At 46.3% G+C, this 19,596-nt stretch carries 20 protein-coding genes; 14 read left to right on the forward strand and 6 right to left on the reverse strand.

The window, feature by feature from the left end; all coding sequences use genetic code 11:
- Positions 1-32 precede the first annotated feature (32 nt).
- Positions 33-800: a helix-turn-helix transcriptional regulator gene (locus EV210_RS12200; RefSeq protein WP_132080698.1), complete on the reverse strand. Its 768-nt coding sequence runs from the start codon at positions 798-800 to the stop codon at positions 33-35.
- A gap of 228 nt (positions 801-1,028) precedes the next feature.
- On the opposite strand from EV210_RS12200, the gene EV210_RS12205 reads away from it, so the two are divergent.
- The 5 genes from EV210_RS12205 to EV210_RS12225 are packed head-to-tail and all read left to right on the forward strand — an operon-like array spanning position 1,029 to position 5,546.
- Positions 1,029-1,973, forward strand: coding sequence for an ABC transporter substrate-binding protein (locus EV210_RS12205; protein WP_132080701.1), 945 nt, complete (start codon positions 1,029-1,031; stop codon positions 1,971-1,973).
- Positions 1,970-2,974, forward strand: a complete 1,005-nt coding sequence (locus EV210_RS12210; RefSeq protein ID WP_132080704.1) for a FecCD family ABC transporter permease — start codon at positions 1,970-1,972, stop codon at positions 2,972-2,974. The genes EV210_RS12205 and EV210_RS12210 overlap by 4 nt, the downstream gene beginning before the upstream one ends.
- The gene (locus tag EV210_RS12215; protein WP_132080707.1) at positions 2,967-3,986 is read left to right on the forward strand and encodes a FecCD family ABC transporter permease; all 1,020 of its coding nucleotides are present in this window, start codon (positions 2,967-2,969) and stop codon (positions 3,984-3,986) included. The genes EV210_RS12210 and EV210_RS12215 overlap by 8 nt, the downstream gene beginning before the upstream one ends.
- 16 nt (positions 3,987-4,002) lie before the next feature.
- Positions 4,003-4,809, forward strand: a complete 807-nt coding sequence (locus EV210_RS12220) for an ABC transporter ATP-binding protein (protein ID WP_132080710.1) — start codon at positions 4,003-4,005, stop codon at positions 4,807-4,809.
- On the forward strand, positions 4,806-5,546 hold the full coding sequence (locus tag EV210_RS12225; protein WP_132080713.1) for an alpha/beta hydrolase: 741 nt from the start codon (positions 4,806-4,808) through the stop codon (positions 5,544-5,546). The genes EV210_RS12220 and EV210_RS12225 overlap by 4 nt, the downstream gene beginning before the upstream one ends.
- A 39-nt stretch (positions 5,547-5,585) precedes the next feature.
- Here the strand turns inward: EV210_RS12225 and EV210_RS12230 are convergent, their stop codons facing one another.
- Complete coding sequence (locus EV210_RS12230) at positions 5,586-6,299, reverse strand: HAD family hydrolase (RefSeq protein ID WP_165898889.1); 714 nt, start codon at positions 6,297-6,299, stop codon at positions 5,586-5,588.
- Between the two features lie 147 nt (positions 6,300-6,446).
- Entirely contained in the window at positions 6,447-6,734 is a 288-nt protein-coding gene (locus EV210_RS12235) for a hypothetical protein (RefSeq protein WP_132080719.1), read from the reverse strand.
- A 554-nt stretch (positions 6,735-7,288) separates the two neighbouring features.
- Between EV210_RS12235 and EV210_RS12240 the strand changes: the two genes are divergently transcribed.
- Both EV210_RS12240 and EV210_RS12245 read left to right on the forward strand, forming a co-directional pair.
- Complete coding sequence (locus tag EV210_RS12240; protein ID WP_132080722.1) at positions 7,289-7,621, forward strand: hypothetical protein; 333 nt, start codon at positions 7,289-7,291, stop codon at positions 7,619-7,621.
- Positions 7,622-7,925: 304 nt separating this feature from the next.
- Positions 7,926-8,603, forward strand: coding sequence for a TerC family protein (locus EV210_RS12245; RefSeq protein ID WP_132080725.1), 678 nt, complete (start codon positions 7,926-7,928; stop codon positions 8,601-8,603).
- Between the two features lie 19 nt (positions 8,604-8,622).
- Here the strand turns inward: EV210_RS12245 and EV210_RS12250 are convergent, their stop codons facing one another.
- The 3 genes from EV210_RS12250 to EV210_RS12260 all read right to left on the reverse strand — a co-directional run bounded on the left by EV210_RS12250 (position 8,623) and on the right by EV210_RS12260 (position 10,845).
- On the reverse strand, positions 8,623-9,870 hold the full coding sequence (locus EV210_RS12250) for a hypothetical protein (protein WP_132080728.1): 1,248 nt from the start codon (positions 9,868-9,870) through the stop codon (positions 8,623-8,625).
- An 80-nt stretch (positions 9,871-9,950) separates the two neighbouring features.
- Positions 9,951-10,184, reverse strand: coding sequence for a hypothetical protein (locus EV210_RS12255; RefSeq protein ID WP_132080731.1), 234 nt, complete (start codon positions 10,182-10,184; stop codon positions 9,951-9,953).
- Between the two features lie 22 nt (positions 10,185-10,206).
- Positions 10,207-10,845 carry a ferritin family protein gene (locus EV210_RS12260; protein WP_132080734.1) on the reverse strand — a complete coding sequence of 213 codons (639 nt, stop codon included), beginning with the start codon at positions 10,843-10,845 and terminating at the stop codon, positions 10,207-10,209.
- A gap of 190 nt (positions 10,846-11,035) precedes the next feature.
- Here EV210_RS12260 and EV210_RS12265 point away from each other — a divergent pair, with 190 nt between their 5' ends.
- The 7 genes from EV210_RS12265 (at position 11,036) to EV210_RS12295 (ending at position 19,582) form a co-directional block, all read left to right on the forward strand.
- Positions 11,036-11,650, forward strand: a complete 615-nt coding sequence (locus EV210_RS12265; RefSeq protein ID WP_132080737.1) for a hypothetical protein — start codon at positions 11,036-11,038, stop codon at positions 11,648-11,650.
- Between the two features lie 161 nt (positions 11,651-11,811).
- On the forward strand, positions 11,812-14,031 hold the full coding sequence (locus EV210_RS12270; protein WP_243650534.1) for a heavy metal translocating P-type ATPase: 2,220 nt from the start codon (positions 11,812-11,814) through the stop codon (positions 14,029-14,031).
- Positions 14,015-14,764 (forward strand): class I SAM-dependent methyltransferase, encoded by a 750-nt coding sequence (locus tag EV210_RS12275; RefSeq protein ID WP_207900716.1) that lies wholly within the window; start codon positions 14,015-14,017, stop codon positions 14,762-14,764. Before EV210_RS12270 ends, EV210_RS12275 begins: the two co-directional genes overlap by 17 nt.
- Positions 14,765-14,908: 144 nt before the next feature.
- Positions 14,909-16,090, forward strand: a complete 1,182-nt coding sequence (locus EV210_RS12280; RefSeq protein WP_132080740.1) for a trans-sulfuration enzyme family protein — start codon at positions 14,909-14,911, stop codon at positions 16,088-16,090.
- A gap of 152 nt (positions 16,091-16,242) precedes the next feature.
- On the forward strand, positions 16,243-17,517 hold the full coding sequence (locus EV210_RS12285) for a nickel-dependent lactate racemase family protein (protein ID WP_132080743.1): 1,275 nt from the start codon (positions 16,243-16,245) through the stop codon (positions 17,515-17,517).
- Between the two features lie 70 nt (positions 17,518-17,587).
- Positions 17,588-18,046 (forward strand): tripartite tricarboxylate transporter TctB family protein, encoded by a 459-nt coding sequence (locus tag EV210_RS12290; RefSeq protein ID WP_132080746.1) that lies wholly within the window; start codon positions 17,588-17,590, stop codon positions 18,044-18,046.
- A 15-nt stretch (positions 18,047-18,061) separates the two neighbouring features.
- A complete protein-coding gene (locus tag EV210_RS12295) occupies positions 18,062-19,582 on the forward strand; it encodes a tripartite tricarboxylate transporter permease (RefSeq protein ID WP_207900717.1) in 1,521 nt (506 codons plus the stop codon).
- Positions 19,583-19,596: the final 14 nt, after the last annotated feature.

Here is a 19,596-nt window from a genome sequence, read left to right on the forward strand (position 1 = left end):
TGCGCTGTAAATGTACAGAGCAGCTTTTTCCTTTACCTGGCATGAGTAAGATACTGATTATTTCTAAATTCCAGTGGTGTGAATTTGGTGAATTTCTTAAAAAGTACTGTATAGTAATTCTGGTTATTAAAGCCTACCGCAAGAGCGACATCCAAAATTGAGCCCGTCTCTTTCACTAGCAGTTCTTTGCTTTTTTCAATGCGGATTTCATTTAAGTACCGGGAGAATGTTTTTCCAGTTTCTTTTTTAAACAAGCTGCAAAAATAACTTTTGCTGATGGAGAGAGTCTTGGCAATGTCGTCCAGCGTAAACGGTTCGTGATAGCGGGCATCAAGGCAGTCAAGTGCTTTCTTTACATATAGGCTGTAGGGCATTTGATAAAATGCTGTAACTTTTTGTTTTACATAGAGACTATCGGCAGCGATATTGCGGATTAACGTGATAATATGGGGGATACAGCATTGGGGCTTATACAAGATGCCGGGGACCGTTGTCTGCGGACAGGTCGTATAAGGGCCGAGGATATGTAAGCCTCTGTTACTGTTTTTTGCGCAAATTAAGAAAGCGGTATAGGCAAGCGAATTACTGCACGTGATGGTTACCGACTGTTCTTCAGTTGCCGCTAAAAGCTGCTGTTTGGCCTGCTCGAAGATATTCTGCCGGTAGAGCCGTTCTTCTAATTGTCTGCTGTAACCGGCTGAGGAGAGCGGCGTACCGTCGAACTCAAAGGAACAGATGGGAATATGAGTACATAAAAATGCCATGCGGATGGTTTCTTGAATATGTTCTTTTACTTGCAAAATAATCTCCTCCCAGAGTTAGTGCAAAAGATCGAAATATGCTAATAAAAATAGTAATATTTTGATAAGAAAGCTGGCGAAAAAGTGGTACCTTAATTGATAAAGATAATTAATATCACTAAACGTCTATCTAAAATAGTACTTTCGTAACGACAAAGAAGCAAGACTTTTTTTGCAGCGTGGTTACCATGACGCTAGCGTTACAAGAGGGCAAAGGAGCAAAAAGCAATGAGAAAAACAATCGTAGTTGTTCTGGCAGGGCTACTGATGACAATACTAAGCGGCTGCGGTCAGGAAAATGAACCAAAAGCTGCCGTAAAAAATAATTCGGGCCAAGTCCGGTCTATACACTATTGGGGCCAGGTATACACTGTGCCGGAAAAGGTGGAAAGAATCGTGGTCACCGGTGCACTTGAGTCGCTCGAGGATGCCGTGCTATTAGATGTAAAACCGGTTGGCGCAATGACGGTTGGAGGAACTTTTCCTGCTATGCTGGCAAGTATCACGCAAAAGACGGTCCCGATTGGTGAGCAAAAACAGCCTAATTTCGAGGCTATTTTGAAGCTGTCGCCGGATATCATCTTAAGCAGTGATAAATTTCCGGCAGGTACGGCTGAACAATTGCAAAAAATTGCGCCTGTCATTCCGGTATCCCATATTGCTACTGCCGGTGAAGCCAATCTCCTATTACTGGCAGAGTTGACCGGAAAGAGCAGTTTAGCCCAGGAGATTCTGCAAAAGTATCATGAGCAGGTTAAAGCAGTACAAGCACAGCTGCAGGAAAACGTACGGAACAAAAAAATTATTGCCGTACGATTCCGAGCTGGCAATCTGAATATTTATCCGGAAGATGTTTTCTTTAATGAAATTATTTATCAGGATTTAGGGTTGGCAGTACCTGCGGAAATAAAAGCCGCCAAGGCTCAGGAAATTATTTCGCTGGAAAAGTTAAGCGAAATGAATCCGGATGTGATCATCCTGCAATACGCAGCAGGAGAAAACCTGGCGCAGCCAAAGGCACTGGAGGAGCTGCAGCAAAATGCGATTTGGCGCAATTTAACGGCAGTTAGAAATAAGCAGGTCTTTGTTAATATTGTCGATCCATTAATTCAGGGAGTGGCTATAGGCGGAAAAATGCAATTTTTACAGGCTTTTGCTGACAGGCTGCAATGAAAAACAGTACGTATTATTACCTGATTCTGGCAGTGGCGCCGGTTTTATTTATTGGCGTAATTGTGCTGTCGGTTTTTTGCGGTGTAAAAACAATCAGTCCGGAAATGGTTGTTTCCGCATTCCTGGATTTCAATCCCGCGAATGTTGATCATCAGATTATTATGAGTTCCCGTCTGCCCCGGGCCTTAGGAGCTTTGCTTATCGGCGGTGCCTTGGCCGTTTCAGGCGCATTGATGCAGGGGGTTACCCGAAACTACCTGGCATCGCCGGGCTTAATGGGGATCAGTGACGGCTCAGCACTGGCGGTTACCGTAAGTATGCTTATACTCCCTGATGCTACACTTACGGAAAGAATGCTCTACTCTTTTGGTGGATCAGGACTTGGTGCCGGTTTGGTTTTTGGCTTTGGGGCAGTTGTTCCCCGGGGGCTGTCTCCTGTTCGGCTAGCAATTTTAGGTGCAGTCGTCGGCACTTTTTTAAGCAGTATGGCAGCTGTGCTGGCACTGTATTTTCAAATTTCCCAGGATATCAGTTTCTGGTACAACGCACGTCTTCACCAAATGAATGCGGAGCATCTGCACCTTGCCGGCGGAATGATTCTGGGTGGCATGGCAGCAGCCTGGTGGCTGGCACGGTCTGTTACTGTTCTTGCTCTGGGCGAAGAAGTAGCGGTCAGTCTGGGGCAAAGAACCGGGAGAGTCAAAATTGCTGTAGCTGCCGTTGTTATGCTGCTAACCGGTGCGGCAGTTGCCTTAGCAGGAAAAATAGTCTTTGTTGGTTTGATTATTCCTCATATAGCCCGCTATTTGGTTGGCGTGGATTATAAATGGGTTATACCCTGTTCCGGCGTGCTGGGCGCAGTATTTTTGGCCTTAGCCGATGTTGGCAGCCGATTTTTAAATTATCCCTTTGAGACGCCGGTAGGAGTCATTACGTCGCTGATCGGCGTGCCGTTCTTTCTCTATCTGGCACGGACAAGAGGTGGCAATAAAAATGGTTAACACAGACCGTCAATATAGGACTGTTATTACCGTGTCATTATGCTTATTAGCTATAGTCATGTATTTCAGTTTAACTTATGGAATATTTTCGATCACTGTTTCTGATGTGGTTACCACCTTGCTTAGAATTGATCCTGTTAGAGAATATGATTTGCTGTTGTTTGATTTTCGGCTGCCCCGTATTATTATTGCCGGTCTGGTAGGGGCCGGTTTAGGAATGTCTGGCGTTGTCCTCCAGGGGATTTCCCGCAATGGTCTTGCCGATCCCGGGATTTTAGGGATTAATGCAGGTGCCGGTTTGGGGATTGTTTGTTTCCTCTTTTTTGTCCAGGGAAGCTTTACCGGCATAAGCTGGCTGTCTGCGCTGGCTATGCCCCTTTATGGCCTGGCAGGCGGGTTGGGGGCAATGCTGCTGGTATGGCTGTTCTCCTGGGAGAGTGGCAGACTGAATTCGGAACGCTTCCTGTTAACGGGAATTGCGGTTAGTGCAGGCTTGAGTTCAATCTCCTTATACTTAACCTTAAAAATGAATCCTGCTGATTTTCACATGGTGGCAGTGTGGCATACCGGCAGTATCTGGAATGCAAACTGGCAATTTATAGCAGCTTCCATACCATGGTTTATTCTGCTGGTGCCTGTGTTGATACACAAGGCATCAGTGCTGGACTTGTTTCAGCTGGAGACAAGCAGTGTGCGCAGTCTGGGAGTTGCCGTTGAACGAGAACAAATCATTTTATTGCTGGCCAGTACCGGCTTGATTGGTGCTTGTGTTGCTGTGGCAGGAAATATTAGCTTTGTGGGGCTCGTTATCCCCCATATTGCCAAACGGCTGGTAGGCATTCAACATCATCACGTTTTGCCTACGGCGATGATCTTGGGAGTGGTTCTGGTCGTAGCGGCAGACTTTGTTGCAAAAAATTTGCTTGCTCCAGTGGAAATATCAGTCGGTATTGTGATTTCGCTGCTGGGAATCCCGTATTTTATTTATTTATTGTATAAAGCAAAAGCCTAATTGAAGGAGCAAGATAATGGGAATAGTAACCACAAAAAAATTACAGGCAGGTTATGAAAAACGCGTTGTTTTTCAGGAAATCGACTTAGCTGTTCCAGCGGGAAAAATAACGACGATTATCGGCCCTAACGGTTGCGGCAAATCAACGCTGCTCAAAACAATGGGACGGATACTCAAGCCCCGGCAGGGAGCCGTGTATCTGAAAGGCCAGGAGTTGAGCCGCATGGATACAACCCGGATTGCCCGGGAACTTGCGCTGCTGCCGCAAAATCCGGCGGCTCCGGGGGAGTTAAAAGTTGAGGAGTTGATAGCCTATGGCCGCTATCCTCACAGCCGCAGACTGCAGCAGCCTACGGCTGATGATCAGGCAATCATCGAGTGGGCCATGGAAATCACTCAGGTTGCGTCTTATCGCCAGCGAGAGATCGGACAATTGTCGGGCGGTGAACGTCAAAAGGTATGGCTGGCAATGGCTTTAGCTCAAAAGACGGAGATCCTTTTGCTTGATGAGCCAACAACCTATCTCGATATGTCTCATCAGCTGGAAGTGCTGAAAATTGTGGAACAGCTGAATTTGCACCACCACTGCACGATAGTGATGGTACTGCATGATATTAATCATGCTGCCCGCTTTTCGCACGAGATCGTGGCAATGCGAGCCGGAGCAATCATTGCTACGGGATCTCCGGCGCAAGTGATTACGCCGGAAGTACTGCGTAAGGTATTTCACATTGAGGCGAGAGTCCTGGTTGATGATATAAACGGTGCGCCTGTATGTTTTAGCTATGATACTCTTCCCAGAATTGTAAGCGTGGAACAATGACTGCAAGAATTGAAAAAACAGTAATTGGTACAAGGGATATTACCATATTTCTGCCGCCGGCTTATAATGTGAATCAAAAAGAATTTGCTGTTGTCTACATGCAAGATGGGGGAGAACTGGTATTTAAACAAGTGGAGACCATTTCGAGGCTGATGGCCGGCGGTAAAATGGAGCAGCTTATTTTTGTCGGTATTGCCCCCGAGCAGCGCTTAGATGATTACACACCCTGGCCAGCGGTCGCACTTACAGAAAAATACCCGGATTTCGGCGGCAGAGGCCAACAGTATCTTGCTTTTGTGGTAAATGAAGTCAAGGCGTATGTGGAGACAAAATACCGCACCCGTACCGGTCCTGAGCATACTGGAATCATTGGTGCGTCACTTGGCGGCTTGATTTCGCTTTATGCGCTTTATCTGTATCCTCAAGTTTTCGGCAAAGCTGGCTCTTTTTCGGGATCTTTCTGGTATGAAGGGTTTGTAGAGTATATAAACCAGCAGCCGTTACCGTATCAAAACAGCCGGATTTATCTGGATGTAGGCAGTCAGGAGGGAATAGGGAAGAAGACAGCGCAAAGGGAAATGCTTCACAAAACCAGTGAAGTATACCAAATATTGCTGAATCAGGGAATAACTGCCGCAAACTGCAGGTATTCTATCAGTGCAGGTGATACACATGGCCAGCGTTGTTTCATGCGACGATTTCCGGCGGCTGTAAATTGGCTGTTTCCAATGAAATAAAAGAACCTGCGAATTTCGCAGGTTCTTTTTAGTACAGCGTTAACCTAAGCTGACTGGTGGCAGGGCAGCGGCAAATTGGTAGAAATCAGCATAAGAGCCTCGGTAATCAGTAGTAAATTCACCGCCGCGATGAATGAGGTGATCCTCTAGTAAATAGGTTTTGATCCCTAATTTGCGGGCAGCCAGGTCTTCCTGTACATCATTGCCGACCATCAGGCAGTTTTCCGGTGTTTCATTAATAGTCGTCAGAACTTCCCGGAAATAAGCTGAGCTGGGCTTACAGTAGCAATTATTTTCAAAAGAGGAAATGTAGGCAAAATCTTGTGCATCTAGTCCGGCCCAACGGATGCGGTGCAGATTGGCTTTTAGCGGAAAAATTGGGTTGGTTGCAACAACAAGACGGTAATTCTTTTCCTTCAAAAGCCGTATTGTGTCGGCAATAAAGGGGTTTGGCGGCAATTTTTCCTGCAGGTTGAGAAAGGCAGAATCGTAAAAAGCAGCAAAGCGTTCAAGGTAGAGCGTGATATCTCCAGGAACGAGTTGGGCGAGATGTTCAATAAAGACGGCTTCATTTTTCCGTTCTTCCTGATTCTGTAGAACAGCAGCTGTAGCCGTAAGCACGTGATTGATCAGGCTTTTTCCGTCTATTATATCAGCAAAAAACATACTCAACTGCTTGCAATAGTCGCTGGTGAACTGTTCAATATCCATAGGAAGCAACGTTCCATCTAAATCAAATAAAATTGTTTTCATGGGATACTCCTTGTCCATTTTCGGATCGCTTAAGAATACAAGAAAAATTGTACCAGCTGTCTTTGCAAAGCGCAACTGGTTGATAGAGGCGAACAGGCAAAAAGCTGGCAGATGGATGTCTGCCAGCTTTTCTTGGTTAAATTGCACTTACGGTCTTTTCGCAAAAGTACCTGCGCACCCAGAGTAGTCACCTTGCCTAATTGCAGTTAATTTTAAAACAGCAAAATTTTTTGCTTCTTCCAAATCAGCAAAAGTTAGTTTGCCACTCTTGACCCAGTATGAATAATACTCTAAATCCAGCTCTTTATAGGTGATGGCGACGGTAAAGCGGTCTTCTTCATGCTTTTCAAGAACAATAATACAGTCAGGCTGGTCACTGATCCACTCCCGCTTAATCATGCCCCAGTCTACTGTTTCCTTGTATTCATATTCCATATTCAGCACCTCACACCATCATTTTTGAAATTAGGTAAAAATTTTTAAAAGAAAGGTTCTGGTTGGGTTTTGATGTGTGCATATCTCCCTTCCTGTGTAATAGTATAAAAGTTCCCTATTAATGAACGGCTTCCTGCTATTAACAGATAATTAATTGATTATTACAAAAATATATAAAAAGAAAAAATATTAATTAATTATAATTATCACTTGAAATCAATCTGATAATCTATTAGAATAAATATAAAGAAATAAGGAAATGTTTTCTGGTGATAATTTTTATTAATTACTCAAGAAGAGGGTGTGTTGTATGGAAAATAGGAGTGAGGAGATTATTCAATTATCAGAAGAGGAGATTGCTGAGGTTTTCCGTGAAGCCAACCGGATTTTAAGCGAATTATTCCAGTCAGAAGAACTCGCATAGTTTCGAATCAGCCAGATTAACGATGTTGCAGCATACAGGTACTTCGAATCAGAAGTAGCCTGTTTTTCTTTTTTGCACATAAACAGATCACCGGTGGGTAAATTAAAACTAGTTTAAGGAGGTGCCTGTTATGAATTATTTCCATTGGGGAGCACGAATGCTTGGGAAAAGCTCCCCAGCCTTGCTGCTGATTGGCGGTGCGGCTCTTGCCTTGTGTTCGCAGCCTGTTCGCAGGGGTTTGCATCGCCTGGCGGTGCAAACAACAAAGGGAATTTTAATAGTTAATGATGAAGTGAAGAAACTTGCTGTTAAAATGAAAGAACAAAACGTTGATAACGAGAGCGCGGCAACGGATGGCGAGCTGCCAAATGAGCCGTATCAATTGACGGGAAAACACAAAGTGCAAAACAGATCCGATAAAAGACAGATCGTAGCGCAAAAGATACGGAGTAAAGTCAATTAAATCTAATTGACTTTTCGAAAAAGATCTGATACAGTAACAGTAATTAAAGATTACCCTAAAGGGGAGTAGCTAACAAGATAGAATCAACATACGGCCCGCGCCTGGTTCTATCGTTGGTCAAAATACCAATCAGCGAGACCTTTAGTATAGTGTTCTATACTAGAAGTGTCTCTTTTTATTTCCCCTATCAGTAGAGACAAAACCTTCGGTATAGAAATTATACCGAAGGTTTTTTAGTTGTATGCAGAGTGTGAATCAAGTGGAAATAGGACATTTTTACACAAAAAAGAAGGAGTGAATCAAAATGGAATTTTTATCAAATGAGTTTCTCTGGGCGTTAATTTCAATCGTTTTTATAGATTTGGTCTTGGCCGGCGATAACGCAATCGTCATTGGGATGGCTGCACGCAATCTCCCGGCTGAGCAGCAAAGGAAGGCTATCGTCTGGGGCACCGCTGGTGCTATTGCCATTCGCTTGCTTTCCACACTTGTGGTGGTATGGCTGCTGAAAATCCCCGCTCTGATGGTTGCAGGAGGAGTATTGCTGTTATGGATAGCCTTGAAACTGTTGATTGAAAAGAAAAATCATGAGGTTGGTGCCTCTGACAATCTTTTTAGTGCCGTAAAAACGATTGTAATTGCTGATGGAGTTATGGGGATTGATAATGTGATTGGCGTAGCTGGTCTGGCGCATGGGGATATGACCTTAATCATAATCGGTGTGTTGATTACGATCCCGATTGTTATTTGGGGAAGTACAGCATTTATCAGCCTAATAGAACGTTATCCTGTTATTGTTTACCTGGGCGGAGCGATCTTAGCCTGGACTGCAGGAGGCATGATTGCGGGAGACATCATCTTTGCCGACTATCTTGCCGGTATCCCTTATGCAAGTTATTTGCTTAGCAGTACTGCTGTTATCGGAGTTATGTTTATTGCCTGGAAATACAGAAACGGCATGGACAGGCAAGCGCTTTCCTAAGTTCCGGTAGAAGCCGGACTTAGGAAAGTGTACTATCAGTCAATAAGCGCCGGGAATTTAGAATAACGGTTAAGGTGCTGGCATTGAGCAAAAGGCCGGCACCGACAGGCGATAAGCATTGCAAAGCTGCCAATGCCATCCCTGCAGTATTAAACCATGTAGCCAGAACTGTATTTTGCCGGATAACCTCTCTCGTTTGCTGGCTCAGGTGAATGAGTTCAGCCATTTTCCCTGGATCATCTTCAACAATCACAATGTGAGCTGTATGCCCAGTATGGGTAAGCGCATTATGGCCCTGGACAATGATCAGTTGATCGGTATCATAAGTTATTTGTCCGGCAAGCTCAATTGCATGGACGTCTTTGATCAAAATACCCCGTCTGGCGGCTGTGGCCAGTGCTGCATCGAGAGCACTGCTGCGGGAGATAGCTGCTGTTACCGGGCAGCCTGCAACTAAGACGGCGAGACTGCTCATAATGTTCCGCTTGGCCAGGTAAACAATACCGGCAAGCAGTAAGGACAATAGCAGTCTGGCTTTATAAGGAAAGGGAGGGGTGCTATCTGGCAGCGGCTGACATATTCTGGCGGCAGGAGCAGAATGGGAATTGCTGCACCGCAGCAATTGTTTTATATGACGGTCAGTATGGCGTTTGAGAGTTTGTCCGGAGAAATTTGTCATATAAACCAGCCAGAGGGCAGACAGACCGGCGATGCTTTCCCTCATGATCAGCAGGGGCAGTGTTATACCAAACAGGAGAAGCTCAGCATTGAGCTTTTTTTTCTTGGCCATGTTGTGGAAGCCGGACTGGAGCAATGGATATCCGCCAATAATGGTTGCAATGGCGGCCAGACTGACAATATATGGTGATGACGATAGGGAGGACTTTCCAAAAAGCAAGCGCTTGGTTAGCAAGGCTGCAAGAGCAGCCGCTGTTGCCAATGGATAGATGGCAGGCAGCAGATCGAAGGAAGCGGGAGCCTTGAATGCTGAGGCCTTAAGCGCCAAGAGGGATACGCTATGAACCGGATCAGCCGCTCGGGCAATTAACTGTTTAATATCCGGCAGGGTTAACAAATTCGGATGAAAATAGATCAGTGCTCGGCCTGTTAGTGGATTGGCTGTAACACTTCGGATACCTCTCTCCTGTGCTAGACAAGTGATTACCCGGCAAGCCAGCAGACGGTTATTTTTAAGGCCTTTAATTGATATGCGCAACCGGCCGGGAATCAAAGTATAGTCACTGCGTGTTATATCAGCTGCTGTCAAGGCGATTGCTCCTTCCCGGTCTGGTAGTTTAAATGCCAAACAGCAAGGAAAGAATCCCTGCTGCTTCATGAGTCGATATGTTAGAACAGATTTAAGCGGGCCCAGGATACTCCTGCCAGCAAGTTATCTTTAGATGCTTTGCTTTTTTGTTTAATATAACCAAAAAATTGTCCGAGAAATGTTTCCCAAATTTTTACTACTTCCGATTTCATTTGCGGGGACTGGCGCCGCAATTCAATACTTAAGTCAATTGCTTCAATCAATTGCTGATTGGCACTGTGAATTTTCTGACGTAATAGCTCAATGGTAGCCACGTAGGTCCTCCTAATGTAAGGCTTATGCCAAATCGGGTCTTATGCTGTTTTCATTTGGAGTTTCAAAGGACGGCGGTAATTCATCGTCCAGTTCATCTTCAATCGAATTTTTAAAACGCTCAAACTGGGCTTCACTTACCAAATCTTCAATATCTTCGCGAACACCACTGAATAAGCCCTGTGTATGTTCGGTAAACCCCATAACGCCTTGCACCGCTTTAACGGCAAGGGGACGCAGTTTTTCCCTGACGCTTGGCAGCAGTACGGCGCCAACAACCGCCAACCCCAGCCAAAATGTTAAGTCATGGCCGGTTCGCGCCTTTACCTCATGGCGGATACGCCGCCGTGATCGGGCAAAGGTGTTGGTTTCGGGGCTTTGTTCAAGCATCTCGGTCAGTTCAGCCAAATGCAGCAATTCTTTTCGCTCTTTGTGAATCAGCTGTTGCAGCGCTTTGCGGGTATAGGGGTCGGCAATGGAAGACAGCCGTTGTTCATAGGTACGGATTGCAGCCAGTTTGGCTTCAAAGACTTGTTCTAAGCTGAGCAGGGTACCATCGCCGCCTGTATCCATGGCCCGGTCACGCATGCGTTGGCCCCGGTTTATTCTAGGGCCGGCAGAAACGGCAGTGTTATATTCCGGCTGTTCTTCTATAGTTGGCATAGTATCTCTCCTTTATTGCTCATAAGGTGATTGCACAGCAATATTATTGCCAGGTTTATCCACCCTATGCGTTCCTTATCTGCTTTTTAATGCGGATCGTTGAGAATATTGTCCAGGTATTGACTAGCAACAGGATTCTATACTATAATTAATGATAATGATTATCGGTATCGTCGGAGGGCGGATTTGTATGTCAGGATATAATACTTTAATAAAATTAGCCGCAATAGAGTGCATTGCCGATATACGCTGTGAATGTAATCAGCTGCGGTCCCGGATAAGCACAGTGGAAATTGAGCGTTTAGCCGACGGATTACTGGAAAAAGCTCCGTTGCAATGGCCAATGGCATTAGTGGAGTTACAAAATGGGTGTATGACTGAGCGGCTGCTGCAGCATCTACAGTTTCGCGTCCGGCAATATGGGATTGCTTCTGAGTTCAATTTAGCTTTTCATGGACCTTTCCCGACCTTATCCTTAAAGCCGCTTCGTGAAATAGTAAACGAACACCGGATTACCTTACGCACTTCCCGCTGCATTGAATTTGTGGGCAACAAAGCATGGAACTGTGCTTTGAAGAAAGCAACCTCCCTGCCGTTGCATATCCCTGCCGCTACATGGGTGCTGGATACACTGGAATGCTCTCCTAAGCAGCAGCTGGCCATTGCCAGGCAGGACATTATACAGCGAATTAAAGGCATCATTATTAACTTTTTGCACGAATGGGAGAACTTGCTGGTTAGTTCCATAAAAGAGCAATTTTTATCAATCTCTGCCAGAATGCATATTCCGGCAGAAGCAGTATAATCAAAATATTCTTTTCGCATAATACATTCTGTAGGCTGTGGCGTACCCGAATGTTTTTTTAAATCCCAAAGCCTGGGATTTTTTTTATTCCACTTCGTCTTAGAGGACTTGGTCCAAGCCAAGTCTTTTCTAATGCCATCGATCAAAGGAGGTAAGCTTGTTTGGTCCCAGGAGTAATACGCATTGTTCACCATTTGCCAGGCCGGATGCGACTCTATATTGGAGAAATCCGGTTCAGGCCCGAACGGGCTGCCCATACTGCGGCGCTTCTCCGTGTTCAGGAGGGAATAAAAGAGTGTACGGCAAATGCTAAGACAGGTACAGTACTATTGCATTATGAGCAAAACCGTATATCGGAACAATCCATCGTTGCGATGGTAAGAAAGTTATCCCTTCGACCCCGTCCTGAGACTGCACCGGAGCAGCAGAGCGGACGAAGGGTCCCCTTCCAATTGGAAGATTTATCGATTTTTGCCCAGGCGGCACTGGTAGCTGCCGGTGGGGTTATGCTGCTGGTCCAATTCGCAGTTTATTTGCTAAAACGCAAGGGACTGTCCATGCAGCTGGCAGTGTGGACAAATCTCATTACGCTGCTGACAGCACTGCCAATTTTACGCAGTGGCTTGGAGGGGCTGGTTTTGCAGCGAAAATTAAATAATGAGTTTTTAATTGCTACCGCGATCGTGCTGTCGCTGCTATTGAAAGAAGGCCTTACCGGACTAGTTGTTGTCTGGCTGGTTAATGTGAGTACCCTGGCGGAGACGATTACGCTGGACCGGTCACGGCGGGCTATCCGCAGCATGCTGGAAGGAAAGGAGAAGTATGCCTGGGTTGTGGCAGACGGACAGGAAAAGCGCGTAGCGATTGATCAACTAAAACAAAAGGATATTGTTTCCGTCAAGATTGGTGCCCGAATTCCAGTTGACGGCATAATAACAGCGGGTGAAGCTGTTGTGAATCAAGCTGCGCTAACCGGTGAACCTATCGCCGTATTCAAAAAGCAGGGCGAGCGGGTACTGGCAGGCTCTACGATTGAACAAGGCACGTTATACATATGCGCTGAAAAAGTAGGTGACCAAACTTCTGTTGCCCGCATCATCCATCTGGTGGAGCAAGCAGCTCACGCACGGGCGCCGATTCAAAAGACGGCTGACCGGTATTCGGCGCGCATCATTCCGGCTTCGTTTGTACTGGCTTTTGTGGTATTTTTATTGACAAGAGATATACGGCGGACAATGACGATTCTGATTGTTGCCTGCCCGTGTGCCGCCGGATTAGCTACTCCGACCGCTTTGAGCGCTGCTATCGGCAATGCTGCCAGCCGGGGTATTTTGGTGAAAGGCGGCCGGTACCTCGAAGAAGCAGGCCGAGTTAATTACCTGTTGTTCGATAAGACAGGCACGCTGACGGAAGGAAATCCTGCGGTCAGCAAAGTAATTTCTTTGAACCCGGATTATAATGCCAGAACCATTCTTACCCTTGCGGCAGCAGCTGAAGCGAATGCCAATCATCCACTGGCCAGTGCGATTCAAAAGGCTGCAGCAAGTGCCGGGATTACACTGCCTTGCCTGCCGAATAGCGAAATGGCAGTGGGACGCGGCGTAAAGGCAATGATCGATGGTGTTCCTGTATATGTAGGCAATTCCCGGTATTTAAAAGAGCTGCAGCTGACGATTCCTTCCACTTCCGAACTTGATGATTTGCGGCAAACCGCAACCTTTGTGTATGTGGCAAGCGGTAAACAAGTTATCGGAGTTCTGGCAATTGAAGATGCTCTTCGTGCCAACGCTGTAACGGCGATCCGCAGCATACGAGAGGAAGGAATTACGGATATTGGAATTGTGACCGGTGATAATAGCGCCGCAGCCCAGGAAACGGCACGCCGTCTGGGGATAGAACGAGTTTGGTCGGGCATGCTCCCGGAAGATAAGTTTGCTTTGATTCAGGACCTGCAGCGGCAAGGCCGTATTGTTGGAATGACTGGCGATGGCGTAAACGATTCGCCATCCCTGGCACTTGCCAATGTAGGCATTGCTATGGGCGTTGGCGGTGCCGATGCTGCGATTGATACTGCCGGAATCGTTTTGCGTGAGGATAATCCGGAAAAGATTGTAGAAGTTGTCCGGCTGGGCAAACATTCTTTAACGGTGATCAGACAAAATTTCCTGTTTGCAATCGGTGCTAATATAATCGGGCTTGGCCTGGGAACAGCTAAACTGATATCACCCTTCTGGGCTGCTGTTCTGCATAATGCCAGTACGCTGGCAGTAGTCTTGAATTCGACACGGCTACTGTCTTATTCGCCGGAGCAAAGACCGGCTGTCAGTCAGCCGGAGACTAAGGAGGAGGATTGTCTGCCGTATAGTGGAATGCGACAGTAATAAGCTGATGATAAATGATATCAATGGTGATTCCGTTTCTTTTGATGCCTATGAAAAAATGGCTGGGTATTATTTTGAAGATGTTGATATAAAGCCGTTTAATGCTTACTTTGAAAGGCCGGCTACGTTGTCACTGCTGCCGGATGTACAGGGAAAATCTGTTCTCGATGCGGGCTGTGCTGCCGGATGGTATAGTAATTGGCTATTAGAGCAAGGGGCTAATGTTACTGCCGTAGATTTCAGTCCGAACATGGTTGCCATGACTAAGAAAAGAGTGGGCAATAAAGCTGCTGTGCGGCAAGCTGATTTACATGAACCGCTGCCATTTTTAGCTGATCGTTCAATGGATATAGTTGTTTCATCTTTAGCATTGCATTATTTAAAGACCTGGGAAATTGTACTGGCGGAATTTAATCGGATTTTAAAACCGCAGGGACTGCTGATTTTCTCTGTACATCATCCCTTACGGGATTTTGCTGCCTTTCCTGATAGCAATTATTTTAGAACGGAAACAGTAGAAGAGGAATGGGAGATGAACGGGGAAACAGTAAAAGTCCGATTCTATCGCAGGTCATTATCCACGATGATTACTGCTTTACTGGATGCCGGGCTGATTATTGAAAAGTTCCTTGAACCAACCCCAACCAGGCAGTTTGCTGAATTACATCCTGAAGATTACAAACAGTTAACGACGAAACCACATTTTCTTATGATTAGAGCGAGAAAAAGTTAAATAGAATTGTAATTATATAGTATTTCTTAATTTTAATTATGTATAAACTGTAAATAGCGATGTTTACCAGGTATTACAATAATTGACAATAGCCAGTAGGCGTTATATATTCATTGTAAATCTAACAGTAAAGCTGGGATGAAAATGAGTGAAAAAACGTCAATCGCTTTCCGGACAAAGTGTGTGCATGCAGGTAATGGAATTGATACAGAAACGGGAGCCATTAGGCGGCCGCTGATTATGGCCAACAGTTACCGCTTGCCTGAAGACGCGTCTACTCTTAACTGGAGCGATGCTGATCAGCTTTTGTACACGAGAAATACTTCAGCTAATCAGCGCTATTTGCAGGAAAAGCTGGCGGCCCTTGAAGGCGGCGAAGACTGCGTAGTGCTTGCCACTGGCGTGGCTGCTCTTGCCGGTGTGTTTTTTACTTTTTTGGATAAAGACGCTCATGTTGTATGCAGCAATGTTTCTTATATCGCCGTTTACCGGCTGCTGCAAGAGTATTTTCCCGATAAATATGATATAGAAACGACATTAGTCGATACGGCTGACCCCGAACAGGTTAAGCAGGCGATTCGTCCTAACACCAGGCTTATACACATTGAAACGCCGGGAAATCCGACAACCCGGGTAACCGACATTGCTGCCATTTCCCGGATCGCTAAAGAAGCAGGTGCCTTGCTTACTGTTGATAGTACATTTGCATCACCGTATTTGCAGCAGCCCCTTGCTCGTGGTGCCGATTTGGTTATTCACAGTCTAACCAAATATATTAATGGCCATGGCGATGCAATGGGTGGTGCGGTTATTGGGTGCAAAGAACTGGTCGATAAAATTAAGCGCCAGGCGATGGTCAATCTGGGAGGAGCGATTAGTCCCTTTAATGCCTGGATGATTATGCGCGGTGTGGTAACCTTGCCGCTGCGTATGCGGCAGCATAGCGAAAGTGCGCTCAAGATTGCTCAGTTTCTAGAGAGTTCTCCAGCAGTTGCCTTTGTTGCATATCCCGGCCTTGCCAGTCACCCGCAGCATGAAATTGCCAAAAAACAAATGTCCATGTTCTCCGGAGTCATTGCTTTTGGCCTGAAAGCTGATGTAGCAACGCATAATCAATTTGTTAACTCTCTTACCTTAATTGTACCCGCTGTTTCGATCGGACATGATGAGAGTCTGATGGTTTATACAGGACCCACCGATGAGAGAAATCACTTTTACCCAGCCGAGTTTCAAAACGGTCACCTCCGGTTTAGCGTTGGGCTCGAGGAAGCAGATGATATCATTGCTGATCTCATACAAGCTTTTACCATTTGTGGTTTATATTGACAACTGGATTGGTTTGTGATACCATCAGTACAATTAAATAGCGCAAATCCGGATGGCGATGTCATTTGGACAGTTGCATGCTGATCAGAAATACTGAAGGCTAAGAACAATGTTCTTAGCCTTTTTTGTGTGTAAAGGAGATTTTGCGAGCGATGGCACAATTGATTCCGCTGACGATACCTTATGGCGGTACGACTCTTACTGTTGAAATTCCTGAGGAAAATTATCAGGCGACAGCTATTCCATCTCAGCCCCTAGCTGCAGTTGCTGATGAAGCGGCTGCAGTCCGGCAGGCCTTGCATTCCCCTATCGGTACACCCCGCTTGTCCCAAATGGTAAGGCCAGGTCATAAAATTGCGATTCTCGTCAGTGATTATACCAGGCCAACTCCTTCGGGTGTCATTTTGGAACCGATTTTATCAGAATTGGCTGAAAGCGGTGTTAAAACAGCTGATATTATCATCTTGGTAGCTTGCGGCCTGCATGAACCATCATCGGAGGCCAATCTTAAATTGATGCTGGGCGAAGCTGTGCTTGGGAAGTATCAAGTAGTAAATCATAATGCCGACAGCCTGGAGGACCTAGTCTTTGTCGGTACGACAAGCAGGGGAATCCCTGTTAAAATTAACCGTCTGGCAGCTGAGGCAGATATACGTATTTCAGTTGGCAGCATTGATCCCCATCGTTTTGCCGGCTGGAGTGGCGGTGCGAAAAATATCTTGCCCGGTATTGCTGCCAGAGAAACGGTTAATAGTCATCATATCCTTTTGCGTGATCCGGCAACAGGCATGGGCATAACGGATGGCAATCCTTTTCGGGAGCAGCTGGAAGAGGCGGCGAGACTCGCGAAACTGGATTTTATTATTAATGTCATATTAGCTCGTGGAAGGGAGATCGCCCATGTTGTGGCCGGAGATGCGGTCAAAGCCCACCGTGCCGGTGTGGCATATGCTCAGCAGCGAATGGAGGTTCAAGTTTCCAGGCAAGCGGATATCATCATTGCTTCGCCCGGTGGTGCGCCGCGGGACCGGGAGTTCTGGCAGACAGAAGGCAAGGGACTTGGCCCTGTCAGTACAATGGTCAAGGATGGCGGCATTGTGATTATAGCGGCTCAGTGTCTCGGCGGCATTGGTAATGATGAGTTTGCCCAATACTTAAGCACTATGAATATTACCGAAATGGAAGCGGCATTAGTAAACGGCCCATTTTCCATGGCTTTAGCAAAAGCGTATGAATTCGCCAAGCTGGCTCAACGGGTTCAGGTCTGGCTCGTTACAGAGGGCCTGGATGCTGCGGCGTTTACGAAAATCGCAGTAAAGGTTTTTCCTTCTCTGGAAGAGGCTGTAAAGCTAGCCTTGGAGCAAAAACCTGCTGCCGCTGTTCTGGCCGTGCCAAATGCGGCAGGAGTGATTTTAAAATTGCGTTAGCTGATCAGAAAACTGAAGGCTAAGGAGAAATCCTTAGCCTTTTTATTTTCAGATTAAAGGAGGAAGAGGCGTGCGGGCAGGTAATTTTGTTGCAGCACTGTTGACCATCGGACTGGGTTTATTTATGGTCATAGAAGCAGGTAAAATGAATATTGGGTTCACAGGGGAACTGCATGCCGGCATATTTCCCCGTTTGGTGGGAATTGGCTTTTTGCTGCTGGGGACTTTGCAATTGTTTCAGGAATGCCGGTCTGCTACAAGCTCCCAAGGAAAAATACCATGGCCTGCTGGTGAATACAGGCAGAGAGCAGCCGCAATTGGCAGCGCCATTCTTGTATATTTACTTGTTTTACCCTGGATGGGATTTGGGCTTACTACTTTTTTATTTACTATTTTTTGCATGAAAGTTTTAGGGAATTATCAATGGACACTCCCTGTTGCGACAGCCTTGCTGACGTCCGGACTAAGTACTTTGGTGTTTCAGGTTTGGCTTGATCTTAGATTGCCTGGCGGATTGCTGGGATATTGAGTGGAGGTAGTAACTGTGCCGGATGTGTTAGGTTATTTGTTACAAGGCTTTTCTACCGCAATGGAATTACAGAACTTATTGTTTGCTTTTTTGGGAGTACTGCTGGGGACGCTCATTGGTGTATTGCCCGGAATTGGTCCAACATCGGGGATTGCCATGCTGCTGCCGCTTACGACCATATTGCCGCCGACACCGGCTATCATTATGCTTGCCGGGCTGTATTACGGGGCGATGTACGGGGGATCGACGACAGCCATACTGGTTAATATTCCCGGTGAAGCCTCTTCCGTCCCGACTTCCCTTGACGGCTATCAGATGGCCCGGCAGGGGCGGGCAGGACCGGCTTTGGCCATTTGTGCAATAGCCTCCTTTGTGGCAGGTACGGTTGGCTTAATCGGGCTGACCTTCTTTGCGCCTGCGCTGGCTAAGTTTGCACTTGTATTCGGTCCTCCCGAGTATGTAGGCTTAATGCTGCTGGCCTTCAGTGTGGTGATCAGTTTATCCGGCAAGTCTCTGCTGAAAGGGTTTGTCTCTGCCTTGCTTGGACTGGCGATTGCAACAATCGGTTTAGATCCGATGACCGGAGTGGCCCGGTTTACTTTTCATAATACCGATCTGCTCGCCGGGATTGATTTTATCAGTGTGATTATTGGCCTGTTTGCCATAGCCGAAATTTTAATGAATTGTGAGCAGAACTGCGCTGCTGTTTTTCCACAGCGATTACATGGCCTGATGCCGACCAGGCAAGATCTGAAAGATTCCTGGAGGGCGATTATGCGATCTACGGGTATTGGTTTTTTTCTTGGCTTAATTCCCGGCTGCAGCCCAGCGGTAGTGTCCTTTTTAGCTTATGATGCCGAAAAAAGGCTGTCGAAGCAGCCGGAACGCTTTGGAGCCGGAGCCATTGAAGGGGTGGCTGCGCCTGAGGCCGCTAACAACGCTTGCTCCAGCGGTGGTTTTGTTCCGCTTATTTCACTGGGCATTCCGTCCGGTCCGGCCCTGAGCGTACTATTAGGAGGCTTTCTTATGTACGGCTTGCAGCCCGGTCCGGCTCTGTTTGAAAAAAATCCTGAATTTGTCTGGGCCCTGATTGCCAGCATGTATATCGGTAATGTTATGCTTCTGATATTAAATTTGCCGCTTGTAGGTCTCTGGGTCAACCTGCTTAAGATTCCATATCCAATGCTGGCACCGGCTATTCTGGTTTTTTCCTTTATCGGGGCCTACAGTGTCCGGAATAATCTGTTTGATGTTTGGGTCGCTGCCGGATTTGGTATATTGGGCTATTTGATGAAAAAGCTGGATTATCCGATTACACCTCTGGTGCTGAGTACCATTTTGGCAAAACTATTAGAGGTTTCAGTAAAGCAGACCCTTAGCATGTCGCAGGGCTCTTTCCTTATCCTGCTAACCCGCCCGCTAACACTGGGGTTGATTCTGTTTGCCGTTATTCTTACTTGTATGTCATTATACGGACGTTTTAGCAAACAAGCTGCCGTACAGGGAATAGTCAAAGCCGGCTCCGATCCGGACTAAATAGAAGAGGTGGA

The sequence above is a fragment of the Anaerospora hongkongensis genome, assembly GCF_004339805.1.
Taxonomy (GTDB): Bacteria; Bacillota; Negativicutes; order Sporomusales; family DSM-15969; genus Anaerospora; species Anaerospora hongkongensis.